This is a genomic window from Ensifer sp. Root31, assembly GCF_001424825.1.
In the GTDB taxonomy this organism is placed as follows: Bacteria; Pseudomonadota; Alphaproteobacteria; order Rhizobiales; family Rhizobiaceae; genus Ensifer; species Ensifer canadensis.
Map to the genome: position 1 here is coordinate 22,836 of NZ_LMCO01000023.1, position 15,277 is coordinate 38,112.

Annotated in this window: 16 protein-coding genes; 10 read left to right on the forward strand and 6 right to left on the reverse strand. The window is 60.4% G+C overall.

Translation table 11 applies throughout. The features are described 5' to 3' along the window. Positions 1-214 precede the first annotated feature (214 nt). Together greA and ASD00_RS20235 are read left to right on the forward strand one after the other, a co-directional pair. Positions 215-691, forward strand: coding sequence for a transcription elongation factor GreA (gene greA, locus ASD00_RS20230; RefSeq protein ID WP_025427081.1), 477 nt, complete (start codon positions 215-217; stop codon positions 689-691). Positions 692-778: 87 nt separating this feature from the next. Further along, complete coding sequence (locus tag ASD00_RS20235) at positions 779-1,834, forward strand: glycosyltransferase family 4 protein (RefSeq protein WP_025427082.1); 1,056 nt, start codon at positions 779-781, stop codon at positions 1,832-1,834. A gap of 23 nt (positions 1,835-1,857) precedes the next feature. Here ASD00_RS20235 and ASD00_RS20240 read toward each other — a convergent pair whose 3' ends face one another. The 4 genes from ASD00_RS20240 to ASD00_RS20255 form a co-directional block, all read right to left on the reverse strand. Next, positions 1,858-2,880 carry a glycosyltransferase gene (locus tag ASD00_RS20240; RefSeq protein WP_057208617.1) on the reverse strand — a complete coding sequence of 341 codons (1,023 nt, stop codon included), beginning with the start codon at positions 2,878-2,880 and terminating at the stop codon, positions 1,858-1,860. Beyond that, positions 2,877-3,908 carry a glycosyltransferase gene (locus ASD00_RS20245; RefSeq protein WP_025427084.1) on the reverse strand — a complete coding sequence of 344 codons (1,032 nt, stop codon included), beginning with the start codon at positions 3,906-3,908 and terminating at the stop codon, positions 2,877-2,879. The genes ASD00_RS20240 and ASD00_RS20245 overlap by 4 nt, the downstream gene beginning before the upstream one ends. Before the next feature lie 18 nt (positions 3,909-3,926). Next, positions 3,927-4,736 carry a glycosyltransferase family 2 protein gene (locus tag ASD00_RS20250; protein WP_025427085.1) on the reverse strand — a complete coding sequence of 270 codons (810 nt, stop codon included), beginning with the start codon at positions 4,734-4,736 and terminating at the stop codon, positions 3,927-3,929. 83 nt (positions 4,737-4,819) lie between these two features. After that, complete coding sequence (locus ASD00_RS20255) at positions 4,820-5,290, reverse strand: Lrp/AsnC family transcriptional regulator (RefSeq protein WP_025427086.1); 471 nt, start codon at positions 5,288-5,290, stop codon at positions 4,820-4,822. A gap of 847 nt (positions 5,291-6,137) precedes the next feature. Here ASD00_RS20255 and trxB point away from each other — a divergent pair. From trxB to ASD00_RS20280, 5 genes are all read left to right on the forward strand, one after another. Continuing rightward, positions 6,138-7,112 (forward strand): thioredoxin-disulfide reductase, encoded by a 975-nt coding sequence (gene trxB, locus ASD00_RS20260; protein WP_025427087.1) that lies wholly within the window; start codon positions 6,138-6,140, stop codon positions 7,110-7,112. Positions 7,113-7,227: 115 nt separating this feature from the next. Beyond that, on the forward strand, positions 7,228-8,124 hold the full coding sequence (locus ASD00_RS20265) for a LysR family transcriptional regulator VtlR (RefSeq protein ID WP_038577011.1): 897 nt from the start codon (positions 7,228-7,230) through the stop codon (positions 8,122-8,124). 616 nt (positions 8,125-8,740) lie between these two features. Then, positions 8,741-9,031 carry a metalloregulator ArsR/SmtB family transcription factor gene (locus ASD00_RS20270; protein ID WP_025427089.1) on the forward strand — a complete coding sequence of 97 codons (291 nt, stop codon included), beginning with the start codon at positions 8,741-8,743 and terminating at the stop codon, positions 9,029-9,031. Positions 9,032-9,070: 39 nt separating this feature from the next. After that, complete coding sequence (locus ASD00_RS20275) at positions 9,071-10,192, forward strand: alkene reductase (protein WP_025427090.1); 1,122 nt, start codon at positions 9,071-9,073, stop codon at positions 10,190-10,192. 67 nt (positions 10,193-10,259) lie between these two features. Continuing rightward, the gene (locus ASD00_RS20280) at positions 10,260-11,060 is read left to right on the forward strand and encodes an aminoglycoside phosphotransferase family protein (protein WP_025427091.1); all 801 of its coding nucleotides are present in this window, start codon (positions 10,260-10,262) and stop codon (positions 11,058-11,060) included. 2 nt (positions 11,061-11,062) lie between these two features. Here the strand turns inward: ASD00_RS20280 and ASD00_RS20285 are convergent, their stop codons facing one another. After that, a complete protein-coding gene (locus ASD00_RS20285) occupies positions 11,063-11,632 on the reverse strand; it encodes an XRE family transcriptional regulator (protein ID WP_025427092.1) in 570 nt (189 codons plus the stop codon). Positions 11,633-11,668: 36 nt separating this feature from the next. On the opposite strand from ASD00_RS20285, the gene ASD00_RS20290 reads away from it, so the two are divergent. Further along, entirely contained in the window at positions 11,669-12,178 is a 510-nt protein-coding gene (locus ASD00_RS20290; protein WP_025427093.1) for a GNAT family N-acetyltransferase, read from the forward strand. A 151-nt stretch (positions 12,179-12,329) separates the two neighbouring features. Then, the gene (locus tag ASD00_RS20295) at positions 12,330-13,211 is read left to right on the forward strand and encodes a lytic transglycosylase domain-containing protein (RefSeq protein ID WP_234907880.1); all 882 of its coding nucleotides are present in this window, start codon (positions 12,330-12,332) and stop codon (positions 13,209-13,211) included. Here ASD00_RS20295 and ASD00_RS20300 read toward each other — a convergent pair. Beyond that, entirely contained in the window at positions 13,201-14,235 is a 1,035-nt protein-coding gene (locus tag ASD00_RS20300; RefSeq protein WP_025427095.1) for an NAD(P)H-binding protein, read from the reverse strand. The genes ASD00_RS20295 and ASD00_RS20300 overlap by 11 nt on opposite strands. A 94-nt stretch (positions 14,236-14,329) precedes the next feature. Between ASD00_RS20300 and ASD00_RS20305 the strand changes: the two genes are divergently transcribed. Continuing rightward, entirely contained in the window at positions 14,330-15,244 is a 915-nt protein-coding gene (locus ASD00_RS20305; protein ID WP_025427096.1) for a LysR family transcriptional regulator, read from the forward strand. The last annotated feature ends 33 nt before the right edge of the window (positions 15,245-15,277 follow it).

Here is a 15,277-nt window from a genome sequence, read left to right on the forward strand (position 1 = left end):
GGATGTCAAATTGGTAGGAGCGTCTGCAAGTTGCGCCCCCCAAGTGAAGGACGCGGTGGATCATGGCGAAAAATCTGGCATTGGCAGTTTCCTTTCTGCTATAAGAACGGTTCGGATATTTCGGACGGTTCCGGTGCTTGCGCGCCGGAGACCGTTTTCTTTTGCGTTGGCGCCGCCCCCAAGCGGCGCCTCGTGCTTGATGAAGGACATTGAAATGGTCGACAAAGTGCCGATGACACAGGGTGGATTCGTCAACCTGCAGGAGGAGCTGCGCTGGCGCCAGCAGGAAGAGCGACCACGAATCATCGAGGCCATCGCCGAAGCACGCGCGCATGGCGACTTGTCGGAAAATGCCGAGTACCATGCCGCCAAAGAGGCTCAGAGCCACAACGAGGGTCGCGTCGGCGAACTCGAAGACCTGATCGCGCGCGCCGAAGTCATCGACCTGTCGAAGATGTCCGGCTCCAAGATCAAGTTCGGTGCCAAGGTGAAGCTCGTCGACGAGGACACCGAGGAAGAAAAAACCTACCAGATCGTTGGCGATCAGGAAGCGGACGTTAAGGCTGGACGCATCTCCATCTCGTCGCCGATCGCCCGCGCGCTGATCGGCAAGGAAGTCGGCGATTCCATCGAAGTGAACGCACCCGGCGGTTCCAAGGCCTACGAAATCCTCGCGGTAAACTGGGGCTGATCGCCCCTTTGGGGCGACGGTTCCGCTTCGCCCCGATCCCCCTGCCTCCAAGACATTGACTGTCGCATGCGCAAGGAGAGCGATTCCGTGGCTGACATCCGGGACGTCGAGGTGATCGCTCCCAATTTCAAGCGGCGCCTCTCGGGCGTTACCTCGACAATCATCCAACTCATCCCGATCCAGCGCGCGCTGGGTCAGAAGATCGCGGTGCTCGGTCCGGGTCTTCCCGACAGTCTGCCTTCGATCAGGTTTCTCGATCTCCTGCATCTCTGGAAAGCGCCCGACGGCCGGCGCTGCCGCGTCTGGCACGCTCGGCGCAACGTCGAGATGTTGCCGGCGATCATCCTGCGCGATCTCCTGCGCATGAAGTTGAAGATTGCCTTCACCTCGGCATCCCAGCGCCGCCATACGGGCTGGAGTAAATTTCTGATCGGCCGTATGGATGCGGTGATCGCGACAAGCGGCAAGACAGCCGCCTATCTCGAAGTGCCGAACGACGTCATCCTGCACGGGATCGATACCATACGGTTCCAGCCGCCCGTCGATCAGCATCAGGCGAAGGCCGCACTTGGCGTCGATCCGGCCCAGAAATTCGTCGGCTGCTTCGGGCGGGTCCGCCGTCAGAAGGGCACCGATCTCTTCGTTGATAGCATGATCGCCCTCCTGCCCTGCCGTCCAAGCTGGAGCGCGATCGTTGCCGGTCGGGCGACGGGTCCGCATGTGGCATTTGAAAACGAGCTCAAGGAGCGCGTCGCCAAAGCCGGGCTTGCCGAGCGTATCCTGTTTGTCGGTGAACACACCAACATTCCCGACTGGTACCGGGCGCTCGATCTTTTCGTCGCGCCGCAGCGCTGGGAAGGATTCGGTCTGACACCGCTCGAAGCCATGGCAACGGGCGTTCCCGTCGTGGCGACCGATGTCGGCGCATTTTCCGAACTGGTTGTGAGCGGTGCAGGCGAAACCGGGACGATCGTCCCGGCCGATAACCTTCAAGCCATGGTCGAGGCGACGGCCGCGTTCATGGATGGTGACCGGCGGCGCACAGCAGCGGGTGCGAATGGCCTTGTCCGCACCGCCACTTCGTTTGCGATCGAAGGCGAAGCGGCCGCCATCAATTCAGTGTACGAACGGCTGATGCGCTGACCGGCCTAGTGGCCGACTGCCGCCTATTTCTTCGAGGCGAACAGCTTCAAATAGGCGTTGGTGATGGCCTGTTTGGAAAACTGGTTCATCAGCGTTTCGTAGCCGCGTTCTGCCAAACGCGACCCGATCTGTCGGTCGTTTGCTATGCGCTCGATGGCGTGGCCGAAACCCTCGGCATCGCCGATATCGACCATCAGGCCGTTTTCACCGTCGCGCATGAACCATTGCGGTCCTTCAGAGCGGCTTGAAACGACTGGCGTGCCCTGCGCCCAGGATTCGAGAATAACGTTGCCGAGTGGTTCATGGCTTGACGCCATGACGAAGATGTCTGCGGCGGCCAGGAACGCACGCGTGTCCTTTTGCCAGCCGGCAAATCGCACCCGGCCCGAAACACCGAGATCGATGGCAAGCTTTTCGAGGTTTTCGCGCTCTTCCCCATCTCCGACAAGCCAGAGATACGCACCCGGCACCTTGGCGATCGCTTCGATCAGCGTATGGAAGCCCTTGCGCTCAACGAAGCGGCCCATCGACATGACGACCGGCGCGTCGTTCGGCGTATCCAGCGTGGCGCGGCTGACGGCAGCGACGCGTTCGGTACTGGTGAAATTGGAGATAACCTCGACGTCGCGCTTCCAACCGATTTCGCGCACATGCGCGGCGATGCCAGGAGTGTTGCAGACGAGGCAGTCGGTGTTGCGGAAGTAGTCGAGCCGCGGCGGGTAGTCGCCGAGCCGCGAGATCTTGATGCAACCCTTGTAGTTCGGCATCAATTCGCTGGCACGGGGCGCCCATGCCATAAGAGCATCCGGCTTCCACGTCTTGGCGAGCCGTGCTGTCTTCCATGGAAGAAGGATGCGGTCGACCGACAGGTTCCGGAAATGGCTCTCTTTGATTCCGACGGAAGGGCTGATGTCCTTGCGCCAGATCCGATCCGGTCGAATGATCGCCTTCTGTTCAACGCCGCGCTCGGCAAAGGCATTGACGAGATGGACGAAGAAACGCTCGGCGCCACCATCCTTGCCGAAGTGAAAATGGACGAGTTTCATGTTTGCTTCGAACCCCGGGCAAACAGCTCGAGGTAGGTCTCTGAGATCACCTGCTCCGAAAAACGCTTGGCAAGCGTATCGCGCCCACCTTCGCAGAGGCGCGTGCGAAGCGCCGGGTCGTCGCGCAGCCGTTCGATAGCGATTGCCAGACCCTCCGCATCGGCACAATCAACCATCAGTGCGTCCTGGCCATCCGTCATGACCCAGGACGGCCCCTCGGCGCGAGACGCAATAGTGGCTACTCCCGCACCCCACCCCTCAAAGCAGACGTTGCCCAAAGGCTCATGCAATGATGTGATCGCGAAGGCATCGCCCGCCGACAGGTAGCCATAGGCGTTCGTCTTCCAGCCAGGAAAGCGCACACGGTCCCTTATGCCGAGTTCTTCTGCAAGCCGTTCGAGGTTGGCGCGTTCGGGACCATCGCCCAGCAGCCAAAGATAGGCGCCATTGACCTTGGCGACGGCGCGCAGCAGATGATCGAAGCCCTTTCGCGGCACGAACCGCCCCATGCCGACGACGACAAAGGCATCCTCCGGCGTTTCGAGGTCTCGGCGCTCTATCGCGGCCGCCGGCGTTGCCCGTGTGAAGTTGGCGATCACTTCGACCCCACGCTTCCAGCCGAGCTTTCTGACGCGATCGGCGATATCGGGTGTTATGCAGACGAGCGTCTCGACATTCGTGTAGTAACCGAGGTGCTCCGGATAATCGCCAAGTCGGGAAATGCGGAAGGCCTTGTTGTAGACAGGCATGAAACGGCTTGCGCGAAGCTGCCAGGCCATGATCACGTCGGGTTGGAACTCCCGCAATATCCGCTGCATGCGTGCCTGAAGGACAAAGCGCGAGAGCGAAATTCGGCGAAAGACGCCTTCGTAGATCTTGCCGCAATGCTCCAGCTCTTGACGCCAGCTTCTGTCGGGCCTGATCAGCATGCGCTGCTCGACACCACGATCATGCAATGCGTTGACGAGATTGACGAAGAACCGTTCCGCTCCACCGTCCTTGCCAAAATGGATATGCATCACTTTCATAAAATCACCTGGATGCTTTCAATGCAGAGCGGCATCATCGTTGTTGGGACGCTTACTGAGTGCGTGCCTCTGATAGATTTTTGCGGCGGTCAAGAATGCGTATACGGCGCCCGTCATGGCTTCGATGAAGCCCGGAAAGCCACAGCGCCAAAGCCCGTTTCGGAAATAGAGACGATAAAAGTAAAGCGGTGGGCTGAACAGCATCTTGTATGGCCGCGGTGGTTTTCCGGCCGCTGCCTGCTGATCCGCCTTCAGCGTGGAGTACTTGTTTTCCTTCAGGATCTGTTCGTCGATAACAAGCGGACGATAATGAAGCAGGCTGCCTTTGCTGGCGGCGCCAACATGACCATCGGGTACGATACCCTCGTGCACTTTCTGACTGAGGTCGTAGCGTCCCCTGCCCTTGCGGATCAGGCGCAGATTTCGCCTCTCATGCACGCGCACCGGCGTATAACCGTAACCGATCAAATAGGGGCGGCGCGCCACGCGCCAGCCGACCGTCTCGGCCGGCCCGTCAAGCAGCGACGGCAGAAGCGCCTTCAGCGGTTCATCAAGGCGTTCGTCGGAGTCGATGTTGAAGCACCAGGGTTGCGTGCACTGGTCCAGCGCGAACTGTTTCTGGCCCGCATAGCCCCGCCAGGGCTCGTGCATGAAGCGGATCGGCCATCCATTATCGATGAAGGATTGCACGAGCGCGGCAGTGCCATCCGTCGATCCCGAATCGACGATGACGATCTCGGCGCACTGCTCGAGGCTCTCGATGCAGTTGCCGAGGTAGGCCTCTTCATTCTGGCAAATGATGAAGGCGGAAAGCGGAAGTTTGCTCATGGATGACGCCACTCAACTTCGGTCGTGTCTGCGTTCTCCAAGGGAGCCTCGCTGCCGTTGCGGATCCGCAAGTGTTCCGGATCCTAGATCTGGACCAGCCCGATATCCTTGACCTGACGAATGGTCAACATCGTGCGAACCGTATCGACGCGCTCGTTGGCGGTCAAAACCTCGATGACGAAATCCTGGAACGCGGTCAGGTTCTCGGCGACGCAATGAAGCAGAAAGTCGCTTTCGCCCGAGACTGTCCATGCCTGGCGCACGATCTGCCATTCCGCGGTTGCCGCGGCGAATGCCTTGAGATCCGCCTCCGACTGCCGCTTGAGACCCACCATGCAGAAACCCACCAGATCGAAGCCGAGCGCCGGTGCGTTCAGCAGCGCGTGGTAGCCCTTGATAACGCCGGTTTCCTCGAGTTTGCGCACCCGTCGCAGACAGGGGGGCGCCGAAATGCCAACACGCTGGGCGAGATCCACATTGGTCATCCTGCCGTCACGCTGGAGCTCGCGAAGGATCTTGAGATCGATTGCGTCGAGCTCGACTTGTTTCGTCATGAAGGTTCGTCCTTTTCACAAAGCGACTTTGATGCATGGGGCAAAGCCGAAGAGGAGTATCTTTGCTTGGATTGCCCGGTAGGTTGTCGTCACCGAGCCGATTTTATCAGGTTGGCCATAGAGAATTGATCGACAGTCGACCGTCCGTTCGACCTGCACGTAGTGACGGACCCTGCGTGTGCAGTTCTCGCTCGTAGCGCGTGAGCCTTGTGTTATCGGCGGGCGATCTTGGAGGCGTGGAGGCGTATGTTTGCGATCCGGTTCCCGCACTGAAGGCGAGGCTACTCTCCGGTCGTGAATTGCCGAACGCGGCGAGTTCGCGGTCGAGCCAAACGCGGCTTGCATTCAACCCCATATGCCTCTCCAGCAAAGTGAATCCGCGTGAAATATCGCCAAACCGATCCGACAACAAGCATCTGCGCCGACTATTCGCGGGAAAACCGGCGTTCAGAGGCGGTCGCGCCCGGTTGACGTCGATTCTTTTGGGGGCGTTCGTCGAAAAACCTGTGGCGATCCACGCCTTCGCGCCCGTCCTAGGTCTTCCGTCAGGCGTGTAAGGGGGCAATGTCGTGTTGCCCTCGATCCCTGTATCTCATGTTCCGTTCGCTGGATCCGGTTCTCATGCGATGTCATCACGGGCTTGTGACGTGAAGAAGGGGGACGCAAGCGGTGCAAAAATGCCTGATCTGGTGTCAAATCGGCGCCTTGGGCTCAAGCACTTGTGTGTATCACCGCGACCGCCCTTGAAAGTCCCGGGGGGGAATACCTAAAGTATGGCACTATTTGCCTGTGATGTAACGGAACCGGACAGGGCCCTTCGGCCATTCGGTGAGCGAAGGACAAGACCATGACTGCCCGCCACGTAAAAGCGCTGATCATCGGCTCCGGCCCGGCCGGTTATACCGCCGCCATCTACACGGCGCGCGCGATGCTGGAACCGGTCCTGATCGCCGGCATGGAACAAGGCGGCCAGTTGATGATCACCACCGATGTGGAGAACTATCCGGGCTATGCCGATCCGGTTCAGGGTCCGTGGATGATGGAGCAGATGCTGAAGCAGGCGACGCATGTTGGCGCCGAGATCGTCAATGATCTGGTCACGGATGTTGACCTTTCCGTTCGCCCCTTCCGCGTCAAGACCGACAGCGGCAACGATTGGACGGCTGACGCCTTGATCATTGCCACCGGCGCCAAGGCAAAGTGGCTCGGCATCGAAACCGAGCCGACTTTCATGGGCTTCGGCGTTTCGGCCTGCGCCACCTGCGACGGGTTCTTCTATCGCAACAAGGACGTCATCGTCGTCGGCGGCGGCAATTCGGCCGTTGAAGAGGCTCTTTACCTCTCCAATCTCGCAAAGACCGTCACCGTCGTTCATCGCCGCGATTCGTTCCGCGCCGAAAAGATCCTGCAGGAGCGCCTGTTCGCCAAGCCCAACGTCAAGATCATCTGGGACCACGAGGTCGTCGAATATCTTGGTGCCGCCCCCAAGCCGCCGATGCCTGCATCGGTCAATGGCGTGAAGCTGCGCAACACCAAGACGGGCGAAACGAGCGACATGGTGACCGACGGCGTCTTCGTCGCAATCGGTCATGCGCCGGCTGTCGAACTGTTCAAGGGCAAGCTCCGGCAGAAGTCCAATGGCTATCTCTGGACGGCCGCTGATTCGACGGCGACCGATATACCCGGCGTTTTTGCCGCAGGTGACGTCACCGACGACATCTACCGCCAGGCCGTGACGGCTGCAGGCATGGGATGCATGGCGGCGCTCGAGGCCGAGAAATACCTGGCGGGTCATATGCCCGTCGCAATTGCAGCCGAATAGAAGCTGCGAATCGGGAAGCTCCAGGCAAGGAGCCTTCCCGTATGGGAACAGATGCATCAGCCGCACGCGGAGGACATGATCCCGTCCCCCGGGGTGGTTTCATATGGGGGACTTCATGTCGCTGGATTGGGACAAACTGCGCATTTTTCACGCGGCGGCCGAGGCTGGGTCGTTCACGCATGCGGCAGACAAGCTCCATCTCTCTCAGTCGGCGATCAGCCGTCAGGTGAGCTCGCTTGAGCAGGATGTCGGCATCAAGCTGTTCCACCGCCACGCGCGCGGCCTGATCCTGACCGAGCAGGGCGAGATCCTCTACCGGACTGCGCACGAAGTGCTGATGAAGCTCGAAAGCGTCAAGGTTCAGCTGAGCGAGACGACCGACAAGCCGAGCGGCAAGCTGCGCATCACGACGACCGTAGGCCTTGGCCAGGGCTGGCTGACCGACAAGATCCAGGAGTTCATGTCGCTGCACCCTGATGTCCAGGTACAGTTGATCCTCGATAACGAGGAGCTCGACGTGAACATGCGCCATGCCGACTGCGCCATACGCCTGCGCCAGCCGCAGCAATCCGACCTGATCCAGCGCAAGCTCTTCACCGTGCATATGCACGTCTATGCGGCGCCCTCCTACATCAACAAGCACGGCGAACCGCAGTCGCTCGACGATCTCGACAACCACCGCATCATTACCTTCGGCGAACCTGCGCCAAACTACCTGCTCGACGTCAACTGGCTCGAAATCGCCGGCCGCGATTCCGACAACCCGCGGACCTCGCATCTGCAGATCAACAGCCAGACCTCGATCAAGCGCGCCTGCCTGCTCGGCATCGGCATAGCGATGCTGCCTGACTATATCGTCGGCCGCGATCCAGGCCTGATACAACTTCCGATCAGTGCCGACATTCCGTCGTTCGACACCTACTTCTGCTATCCCGACGAGATGAAGAATGCTGCCAAGCTCAAGGTCTTCCGCGATTACATCGTCGCCAAGGCCAGGAACTGGAGCTTCTGACGCCAAAGGCGCCATTGCTCGATTTGTGAGCATTTGCCGGATGGCTGATTAGCTCGTTGTTTTATAATCGTAATTTAGATCGTGCGGCGCATTTGGTGCGCCGCATTTTGTTTGTGCGGTGCAAAAATGAGCAGTGATGCGCACATGGCATGGCTGACATGCATATTAAATGATTGCTGCTCGCCCAAAAAAGCAGCATACCACCCTCAGCTGATGCATCTTTGGTGGCTTCTCCTCCCAGTGCCACCGCAGCAGCTGTTCCCCTCTGGAGGTTTAATTACCTTCACAACTATAAGGGCCCAAGTCATCTTGTGGCCCTCTTTTTTTGTCTACTGTGTGGACACGGGCGAGCCGTGACGAAATTCACAGCCGGCTATTGAAAGCTGGTACTTCGCTTCCCATATCAAAATGTAGCTGATGCATTCTTGGTGGCTTTCTCCTCCCCGCCACCGCAGCAGCTGTTCCCCTCTGGAGGTTCTAATTACCTTCACAACTACAAGGGCCCAAGTTTTCTTGCGGCCCTCTTTTTTTGCTCATTTCCTCCTCACGCTCTTGTGATTTGAATATCGAGTGTAGCCGATACATCTATCGATAAAACACGATATGGCGATAGACGATGGATCGAGACGAAATCTTCAAGGCCCTGGCACACCCGGCAAGAGTGAGCATCCTTGCTTGGTTGAAGGAGCCCGAGGTGCACTTTCCGACCCAGGAGCATCCGTTTGAGATGGGCGTTTGCGCGGGGCAGTTCGAGCGCTGCGGCCTGTCGCAATCGACCGTATCCTCCCATCTCGCCATTCTCCAGCGCGCTGGCCTGGTGACAACCCGCCGTCTCGGCCAATGGGTTTTCTACAGGCGCAACGAAGAGACGATTGCCGCGTTCCTGAAGGACATCGGCAGTCTCTGACACCCCCCCAAGACCAAACTGAAACCGAAAGGACCTGCAATGGCTACCCTATTCGATCCCATCACCATTGGTGACATCACCCTGAAGAACCGCATCGTCATGGCGCCGTTGACGCGCAATCGTTCGCCGAAGGCCGTGCCGAACACACTCAACGCCACCTATTACGAACAGCGCGCATCGGCTGGCCTGCTGATCACCGAGGCAACTGCGATCACCCAGCAGGGCCAGGGTTATGCCGATGTGCCCGGGCTCTACACATCCGAAGCCCTCGAGGGCTGGCGCAAGGTCACCGATGCCGTGCATGCCAGGGGTGGCCGGATTGTCGTACAGATGTGGCATGTCGGCCGGATCTCACATGATTCGCTGCAGCCGGACGGTGGCAAGCCGGTTGCACCTTCAGCGATAAGGGCAAAGTCCAAGACCTATCTGATCAATCCCGATGGCACGGGTTCGTTTGCCGAAACCTCCGAACCGCGTGCGCTCGACATCAGCGAACTCGACGGGATCGTTGAGGACTATCGCAAGGCTGCCCGCGCCGCGATCGATGCCGGCTTCGACGGTGTCGAGATCCACGCCGCCAATGGCTATCTCATCGATCAGTTCCTGCGCTCCGGTTCGAACCAGCGCACCGACGCCTATGGCGGTTCGATCGAGAACCGCGCCCGCTTCCTGTTCCAGGTAGTTGATGCCATCACCTCGGAGATCGGCGCCGGCCGTGTCGGCATCCGTCTCTCGCCGGTGACGCCCGCCAACGACGCCTTCGATCCGGAGCCGCAGGCGCTGTTCAGCTATGTCGTCAAGAACCTGGCCCGTTATCCCCTCGCCTATCTCCACATCATCGAGGGTGCGACCGGCGGTCCGCGCGATCACCAACAGGGCGAGCGTCCGTTCGACTACCACGCTCTACGCGCCGTCTATGCCGCTGCCGGCGGCAAGGCTGCCTGGATGACCAACAACGGATATGATCGCGATCTGGCGGCAAAGACAGTTGAAAGTCGCGAGGCCGATCTGGTCGCCTTCGGTAAGCCGTTCATTGCCAATCCTGACCTTGTCGAGCGCCTGCAGGAGAACGCTCCGTTGAATGCGCCGGATCAAGCGACGTTCTATGGCGGCGGCGCAAAGGGCTATACCGACTACCCGTCTCTTGAACAGGTCGCCTGATACCACCACATCCCTCAAGCCCCGCCGGTCGGCGGGGCTTGATCGCCAACGGACCATCCCTCCTTGTATGTTTGCTCCCTACCTCGAAAAATGGTCGCTGCAGCCGGACGGTGACCGGGTCTCAACGCGATCGAGCCAACTGCTGCCGGTGCGCTGGCGCGGCCTGCCGGCAATGCTGAAGGTCGCTCACGAGGTGGAAGAGAAGCTCGGCCGGTTGCCGATGCTCTGGTGGGCCGGCCAGGGTGCTGCCGAAGTCTATGCCGACGACGAGGATGCGCTTGTGATGGAGCGTACCGACAGCCGGCGATCGCTGTTTCATATGGCGATGACGGGAAGCGACGAGGTGGCGACACGGATCATCTGCGGGACGGTGGCTGCGCTCCATGCGCCCCGCGATGCGGCCATTCCCGATCTCGTCCCGCTTGAGAGATGGTTTGCGGCACTGGCGCCGGCAGCACGAACCCATGGCGGCGTGCTGGCGCGTTCGCTTGCGGCGGCCGAGGCCTTGTTTTCCGATCCGCATCCGCCGGTCGTGCTGCATGGCGATGTTCACCACGGCAACATTCTCGACTTCAGTGCCCGTGGCTGGTTGGCGATCGACCCGAAGCCGGTCTATGGCGATCCGGGTTACGACTATGCCAATCTCTTCTGCAATCCGGAACTGGCTGTGGTGAGCGAGCCCGGTCGCCTGCAACGCCATCTCGCTATTGTCGCAGAGGCGACTCGACTGGCGCCGCGCCGTATCCTTTCCTGGATTCTGGCCTATGCGGGTCTCTCTGCCGCATGGTTTCTGGAGGATGATGACGACTTCGATGTCGAGGGCGAAATGCTGGTCGCGCGGATCGCTGCAGCCGAAATCGACAGGTAGCGTCAGCGGCTGCTTAAGAGGATCACCGCATAGACACATAACGTATCGTTGCCATTGCGGAAGATGCAGTCCGTGGGTGGTCCGAGCTCAAGGCAATCGCCTGCTGCCAGCGCATGCGTCTCCTCGCCTTCCGTGAAGGTCAAGGCGCCCTGCTTCACCCAGATCAACTGGCGAAACATTGCATAGGCGGCCGCCGGCATAGGCACGTCCGCACCCGCTGGCAGTTCGACCTCGATCAGTTCCAGCGGCAGCTCGGAGTTCGGTGAGACATGCCGCCTGAGATATCCGCTTTGCGGATCGCGCCAGACCGGCTGGTGCTCGCGCCGCGACAGGCGACCCTCCTGAATTTCCGCGCGGGCGATCAGCGTCGACATGGTCAGGCCGAAGGCACCGGAAAGCCGCGCAAGCAATGTTGCCGTCGGACTGCTATCTGCGCGCTCGATCTTGTGGATCATCGTGCGGGAGACGCCGGAGCGTTCCGCAAGCTCGCTCAGTGACCAGCCGCGGATTTCCCGCTCGAGACGAATGCGATCACTGATGCGTTGATCAAGGCTGTACACTTTAGTATCCATGACGTAGTCATATGGTGTACGAACATGCGGGGCAACATGCTGACCAGGCAAGCAACGAAAGATGACCTGCCGGTCATCTGCGACATCTACAACGACGCGGTGGCCAATACGACCGCCATCTGGAACGACACGATCGTCGATGTCGCCAATCGAGCTGCCTGGCTCAGGGCGCGAAGCGATGCCGGATACCCGGTCCTGGTCGCGGTGGCAGACAGCGGCGATATCGTCGGCTATGCCTCCTTCGGCGACTGGCGTGCGTTTGACGGTTACCGGCACACGGTCGAGCATTCCGTGTATGTCCACCGCAAAAGCCGTGGCGGCGGCATCGGCCGCGAGCTGATGGTTGCCTTGATCGCCGAGGCCGAACGTCTCAACAAGCATGTGATGGTGGCGGGGATCGAGTCGGAGAATGCCGCCTCGATCCGGCTTCACCAACGGCTGGGTTTCACAGAGACCGGTCGAATGCGCGAAGTTGGAACGAAGTTCGGCCGTTGGCTCGACTTGACCTTCATGCAACTGGTGCTCTCCACCGGCTCACCCGCCTGAAGGACCTGTTTTTCCTGACCTCGCGAGATGCTATGTATAAAGCCGGTCTGTTTCGATGAGGCATTGCGGGCGGTACGGCATGGGGAACGGCAGCTCAAAAGGTCTTGCGTTTGCCGCCAGAGGGCTGCTGGCGCTTTTGATGGCCGTGAGCATGGGGTCGCCGGATATCGCTCAGGCTCGCATCGACGAGCTGCCGGTGCGCGCCAAGTGCATCTATGTCGGCCGGTCGGTGACGGACCCGGTTAAATCGCTGTGCATCAGCAAGGAAAGCTTCGAGCGCGATGTTTGCGGCGTCATCGATCATTATGCCGCCGCCAATGACTTGCCTTCAGCCTTCTTTGCGCGCCTTATCTGGCGCGAAAGCCTGTTTCGGCCGAATGCGGTCAGCCCGAAAGGGGCGGAAGGCATCGCGCAGTTCATGCCGGGAACGGCGAAAATGCGTGGCCTTTCCAACAGTTTCGATGTCGTTGCCGCTCTGGGAAAATCAGCCGAATATCTTGGTGAGCTGAAGTCGCGCTACGGCAATCTCGGTTTTGCCGCCGCCGCCTACAATGCCGGTGAAAATGGGCTGGAGCGTTTCCTCGAAGTGGACTGGCTGCCGACGGAGACACGCAACTATGTGCTGGCGATCACCGCCTACAGCGTCGAGGACTGGCGGGACAATCCGCCAAAGACACTCGATCTGACGCTCGACAAGAGCAAGAATTTTCTCGACGGCTGCGTGGCGCTGGCCAGCACCCGCCAACTGCGCGAGATCGACGTGATCGATGAGGCGGAGTGGGCGCCCTGGGGCGTACAGCTTGCGGCGCATTTTCAGAAATCGGTGGCGCAGCGGCTCTTCGTCAACGCTGTCAAACGTCTGCCGGCCCCGATCCGTAGCGAGAAGGCCCTGCTCCTGCGCGAACGCAATGCCAGCTTCGGCCGCCGCATTCGTTATGCCGCCCGAATCGGCCGCGATAGCCAGGTGGAAGCCAATGCGCTTTGCGCCACCATTCGGAAAAATGGTGGCGCTTGCTTGGTCTTCAGGAACTGATCGCCATTTTGGCTGGGGTGAGTCCCTCGCCGGCGCCGATTTGTCCGGCACTCTGCGGCAAGCAGCCGAGCGCCTTGAGGGTTTTGGCCACCGCTTCATCGATCGGTGTACGCGGCTCCTCGCCGAGCAAGTCCAGCAATCGATTGTTCGGCATCCGTAGCGGTTGGCGCCAGAGGTAGCGCATCTTGCGCAACTCCCGAAAGAGCGGGACGAAGGGGGAAGCCAGCGTCACCAGCCACCATGGAAAGGCACGTGCCGGAAGCCTTTGCTGTCCCGCTGCGCGCCGGATGGCGGCGATCATCTTCGTGCCGTCATCATCGACGAAACCGCCCATATGGTAGACGGCAAAGGCCGGCAGATCCTCGGCACGCTCGACCAGACGGATCATCGTCTCGGCCACATCGGGCAGATAGGCCCATTGGTGGGCGACGCCCTTCTTTCCGGGATAGCTGATCGCGGTCAGCGGCTTGCCCGGCTTGACCAGCCCTTGCGAAAACCAGTTGTTGGCGGCATCGGGGCCGAAGAAATCTCCAGCCCGCAGGATGATCACGCCGACACCGGCGTCTGACGCAGCTTTCAATCGAAGTTCCATCTCCTTGCGGATCATGCCCTTGTCCGTATGCGGGTTCTGCGGGCTGTCTTCGGTCAGAAGCGGGAAGGCATCCTGACCGAAATTGTAGATCGTGCCCGGCAGCAAAATGCGCGCGCCTTCCGCTTTCGCGGCGGCAATGGTGTTGTCGAGCATCGGCAGTACCAGCTTGCCCCAGTTGCGGTAACCGGGCGGATTGACGGCATGAACGATCAGTTCGACGCCTTCTGCGGCGGCGCGAACGTCCAGCCGCTTCATCGCATCGCCCTCCACCCATTCGTACGCGGGCGCCTTCTGCGCGGCCTTGGCGATATTGCGATTGAGTGCGCGCACTTTCCATCCCCGCTGGCTGAGGCCGCGGGCGACGGCACCACCGATGCCGCCGGTCGCGCCCAATACCAGGACTGTTCTTGCCTTTTCCAGATTGTCGGTCATTGCGTCTGCTCCATCGGTTCTGATGGAGGAAATGTCGTGCAATTCCGGGATAAACGGAATTGTCGTTTTCTGTTTCATTGCTATACTTTTATGTATGAGCAAGATCGAGCCGAGCTGGGACTACTACCGGACTTTCCTGAAGGTGCTGAAAGAAGGCTCGCTGTCGGCGGCGGCGCGCGAGCTCGGGCTGACGCAACCGACGGTCGGGCGCCATGTCGATGCAATGGAGGAGATGCTCGGCTTTCCGCTCTTCACTCGCTCGCCGCAGGGACTGTTGCCGACCGATGCCGCCCGCGCGCTTCAACCCTATGCCGAAGCGCTCGCAGCAACATCAGCGGCCCTGCTTCGCGCTGCCTCCGGCCAGCAGGATACGGTCAGCGGAACGGTGCGCATCAGTGCCAGCGAAGTGATCGGTATCGAGGTGTTGCCGCCGATCCTTGCCGAGCTGCATGTGCAATATCCGGATCTGACCATCGAGCTGTCGGCTTCCGATGCGATCGAGGACATCCTGCGGCAGGAGGCGGACATCGCCGTGCGCATGGCGGTGCCCAGTCAGGATGCGCTGGTGGCGCTTCATATCGGCGCGGTGCCGCTCGGTTTTCACGCCCACCGGCGATACCTCGACCGGCGCGGCACCCCGGCCACGCTTGCCGATCTGAGCCGCCACAGCCTGATCGGCTATGACCGCGAGACGGCGGCGATCCGGGCAATCATCGCCCGCACACCCGGCCTGCCGGACGTGCGCTTTGCGCTGAAGGCAGACAGCAACCTCGCGCAGCTTGCCGCCATTCGCGCCGGTTTCGGCATCGGTATCTGTCAGAATGCGCTTGCTGCCCGCGACCCCGATATTCTCCCGGTACTGGCAGACGGGTTCGTAATGAAGCTCGAGACATGGCTCGTCATGCACGAAAACCTGAAGGCGGCGCCGCGTTGCCGGGTGGTCTTCGATGCGCTGGCCAAGGGCCTGAGAACCTACATTCGCCCGCCGGAAATCATGGCTGCCCAATAAAAAAGCCCGCCGATCGGCGGGCTTTTCAGTCGG

What these genes read in the sequence shown, in the direction of transcription:
- ASD00_RS20305 (WP_025427096.1), top strand. Translation starts at nt 14,330, where the DNA reads ATGAGCAAGATCGAGCCGAGCTGGGACTACTACCGGACTTTCCTGAAG.
- ASD00_RS20270 (WP_025427089.1), top strand. Translation starts at nt 8,741, where the DNA reads ATGGATCGAGACGAAATCTTCAAGGCCCTGGCACACCCGGCAAGAGTG.
- ASD00_RS20300 (WP_025427095.1), bottom strand. Translation starts at nt 14,235, where the DNA reads ATGACCGACAATCTGGAAAAGGCAAGAACAGTCCTGGTATTGGGCGCG.
- ASD00_RS20290 (WP_025427093.1), top strand. Translation starts at nt 11,669, where the DNA reads ATGCTGACCAGGCAAGCAACGAAAGATGACCTGCCGGTCATCTGCGAC.
- ASD00_RS20240 (WP_057208617.1), bottom strand. Translation starts at nt 2,880, where the DNA reads ATGAAACTCGTCCATTTTCACTTCGGCAAGGATGGTGGCGCCGAGCGT.
- greA (WP_025427081.1), top strand. Translation starts at nt 215, where the DNA reads ATGGTCGACAAAGTGCCGATGACACAGGGTGGATTCGTCAACCTGCAG.
- ASD00_RS20275 (WP_025427090.1), top strand. Translation starts at nt 9,071, where the DNA reads ATGGCTACCCTATTCGATCCCATCACCATTGGTGACATCACCCTGAAG.
- ASD00_RS20245 (WP_025427084.1), bottom strand. Translation starts at nt 3,908, where the DNA reads ATGAAAGTGATGCATATCCATTTTGGCAAGGACGGTGGAGCGGAACGG.
- ASD00_RS20280 (WP_025427091.1), top strand. Translation starts at nt 10,260, where the DNA reads ATGTTTGCTCCCTACCTCGAAAAATGGTCGCTGCAGCCGGACGGTGAC.
- ASD00_RS20295 (WP_234907880.1), top strand. Translation starts at nt 12,330, where the DNA reads ATGGGGTCGCCGGATATCGCTCAGGCTCGCATCGACGAGCTGCCGGTG.
- ASD00_RS20255 (WP_025427086.1), bottom strand. Translation starts at nt 5,290, where the DNA reads ATGACGAAACAAGTCGAGCTCGACGCAATCGATCTCAAGATCCTTCGC.
- ASD00_RS20265 (WP_038577011.1), top strand. Translation starts at nt 7,228, where the DNA reads ATGTCGCTGGATTGGGACAAACTGCGCATTTTTCACGCGGCGGCCGAG.
- ASD00_RS20250 (WP_025427085.1), bottom strand. Translation starts at nt 4,736, where the DNA reads ATGAGCAAACTTCCGCTTTCCGCCTTCATCATTTGCCAGAATGAAGAG.
- trxB (WP_025427087.1), top strand. Translation starts at nt 6,138, where the DNA reads ATGACTGCCCGCCACGTAAAAGCGCTGATCATCGGCTCCGGCCCGGCC.
- ASD00_RS20285 (WP_025427092.1), bottom strand. Translation starts at nt 11,632, where the DNA reads ATGGATACTAAAGTGTACAGCCTTGATCAACGCATCAGTGATCGCATT.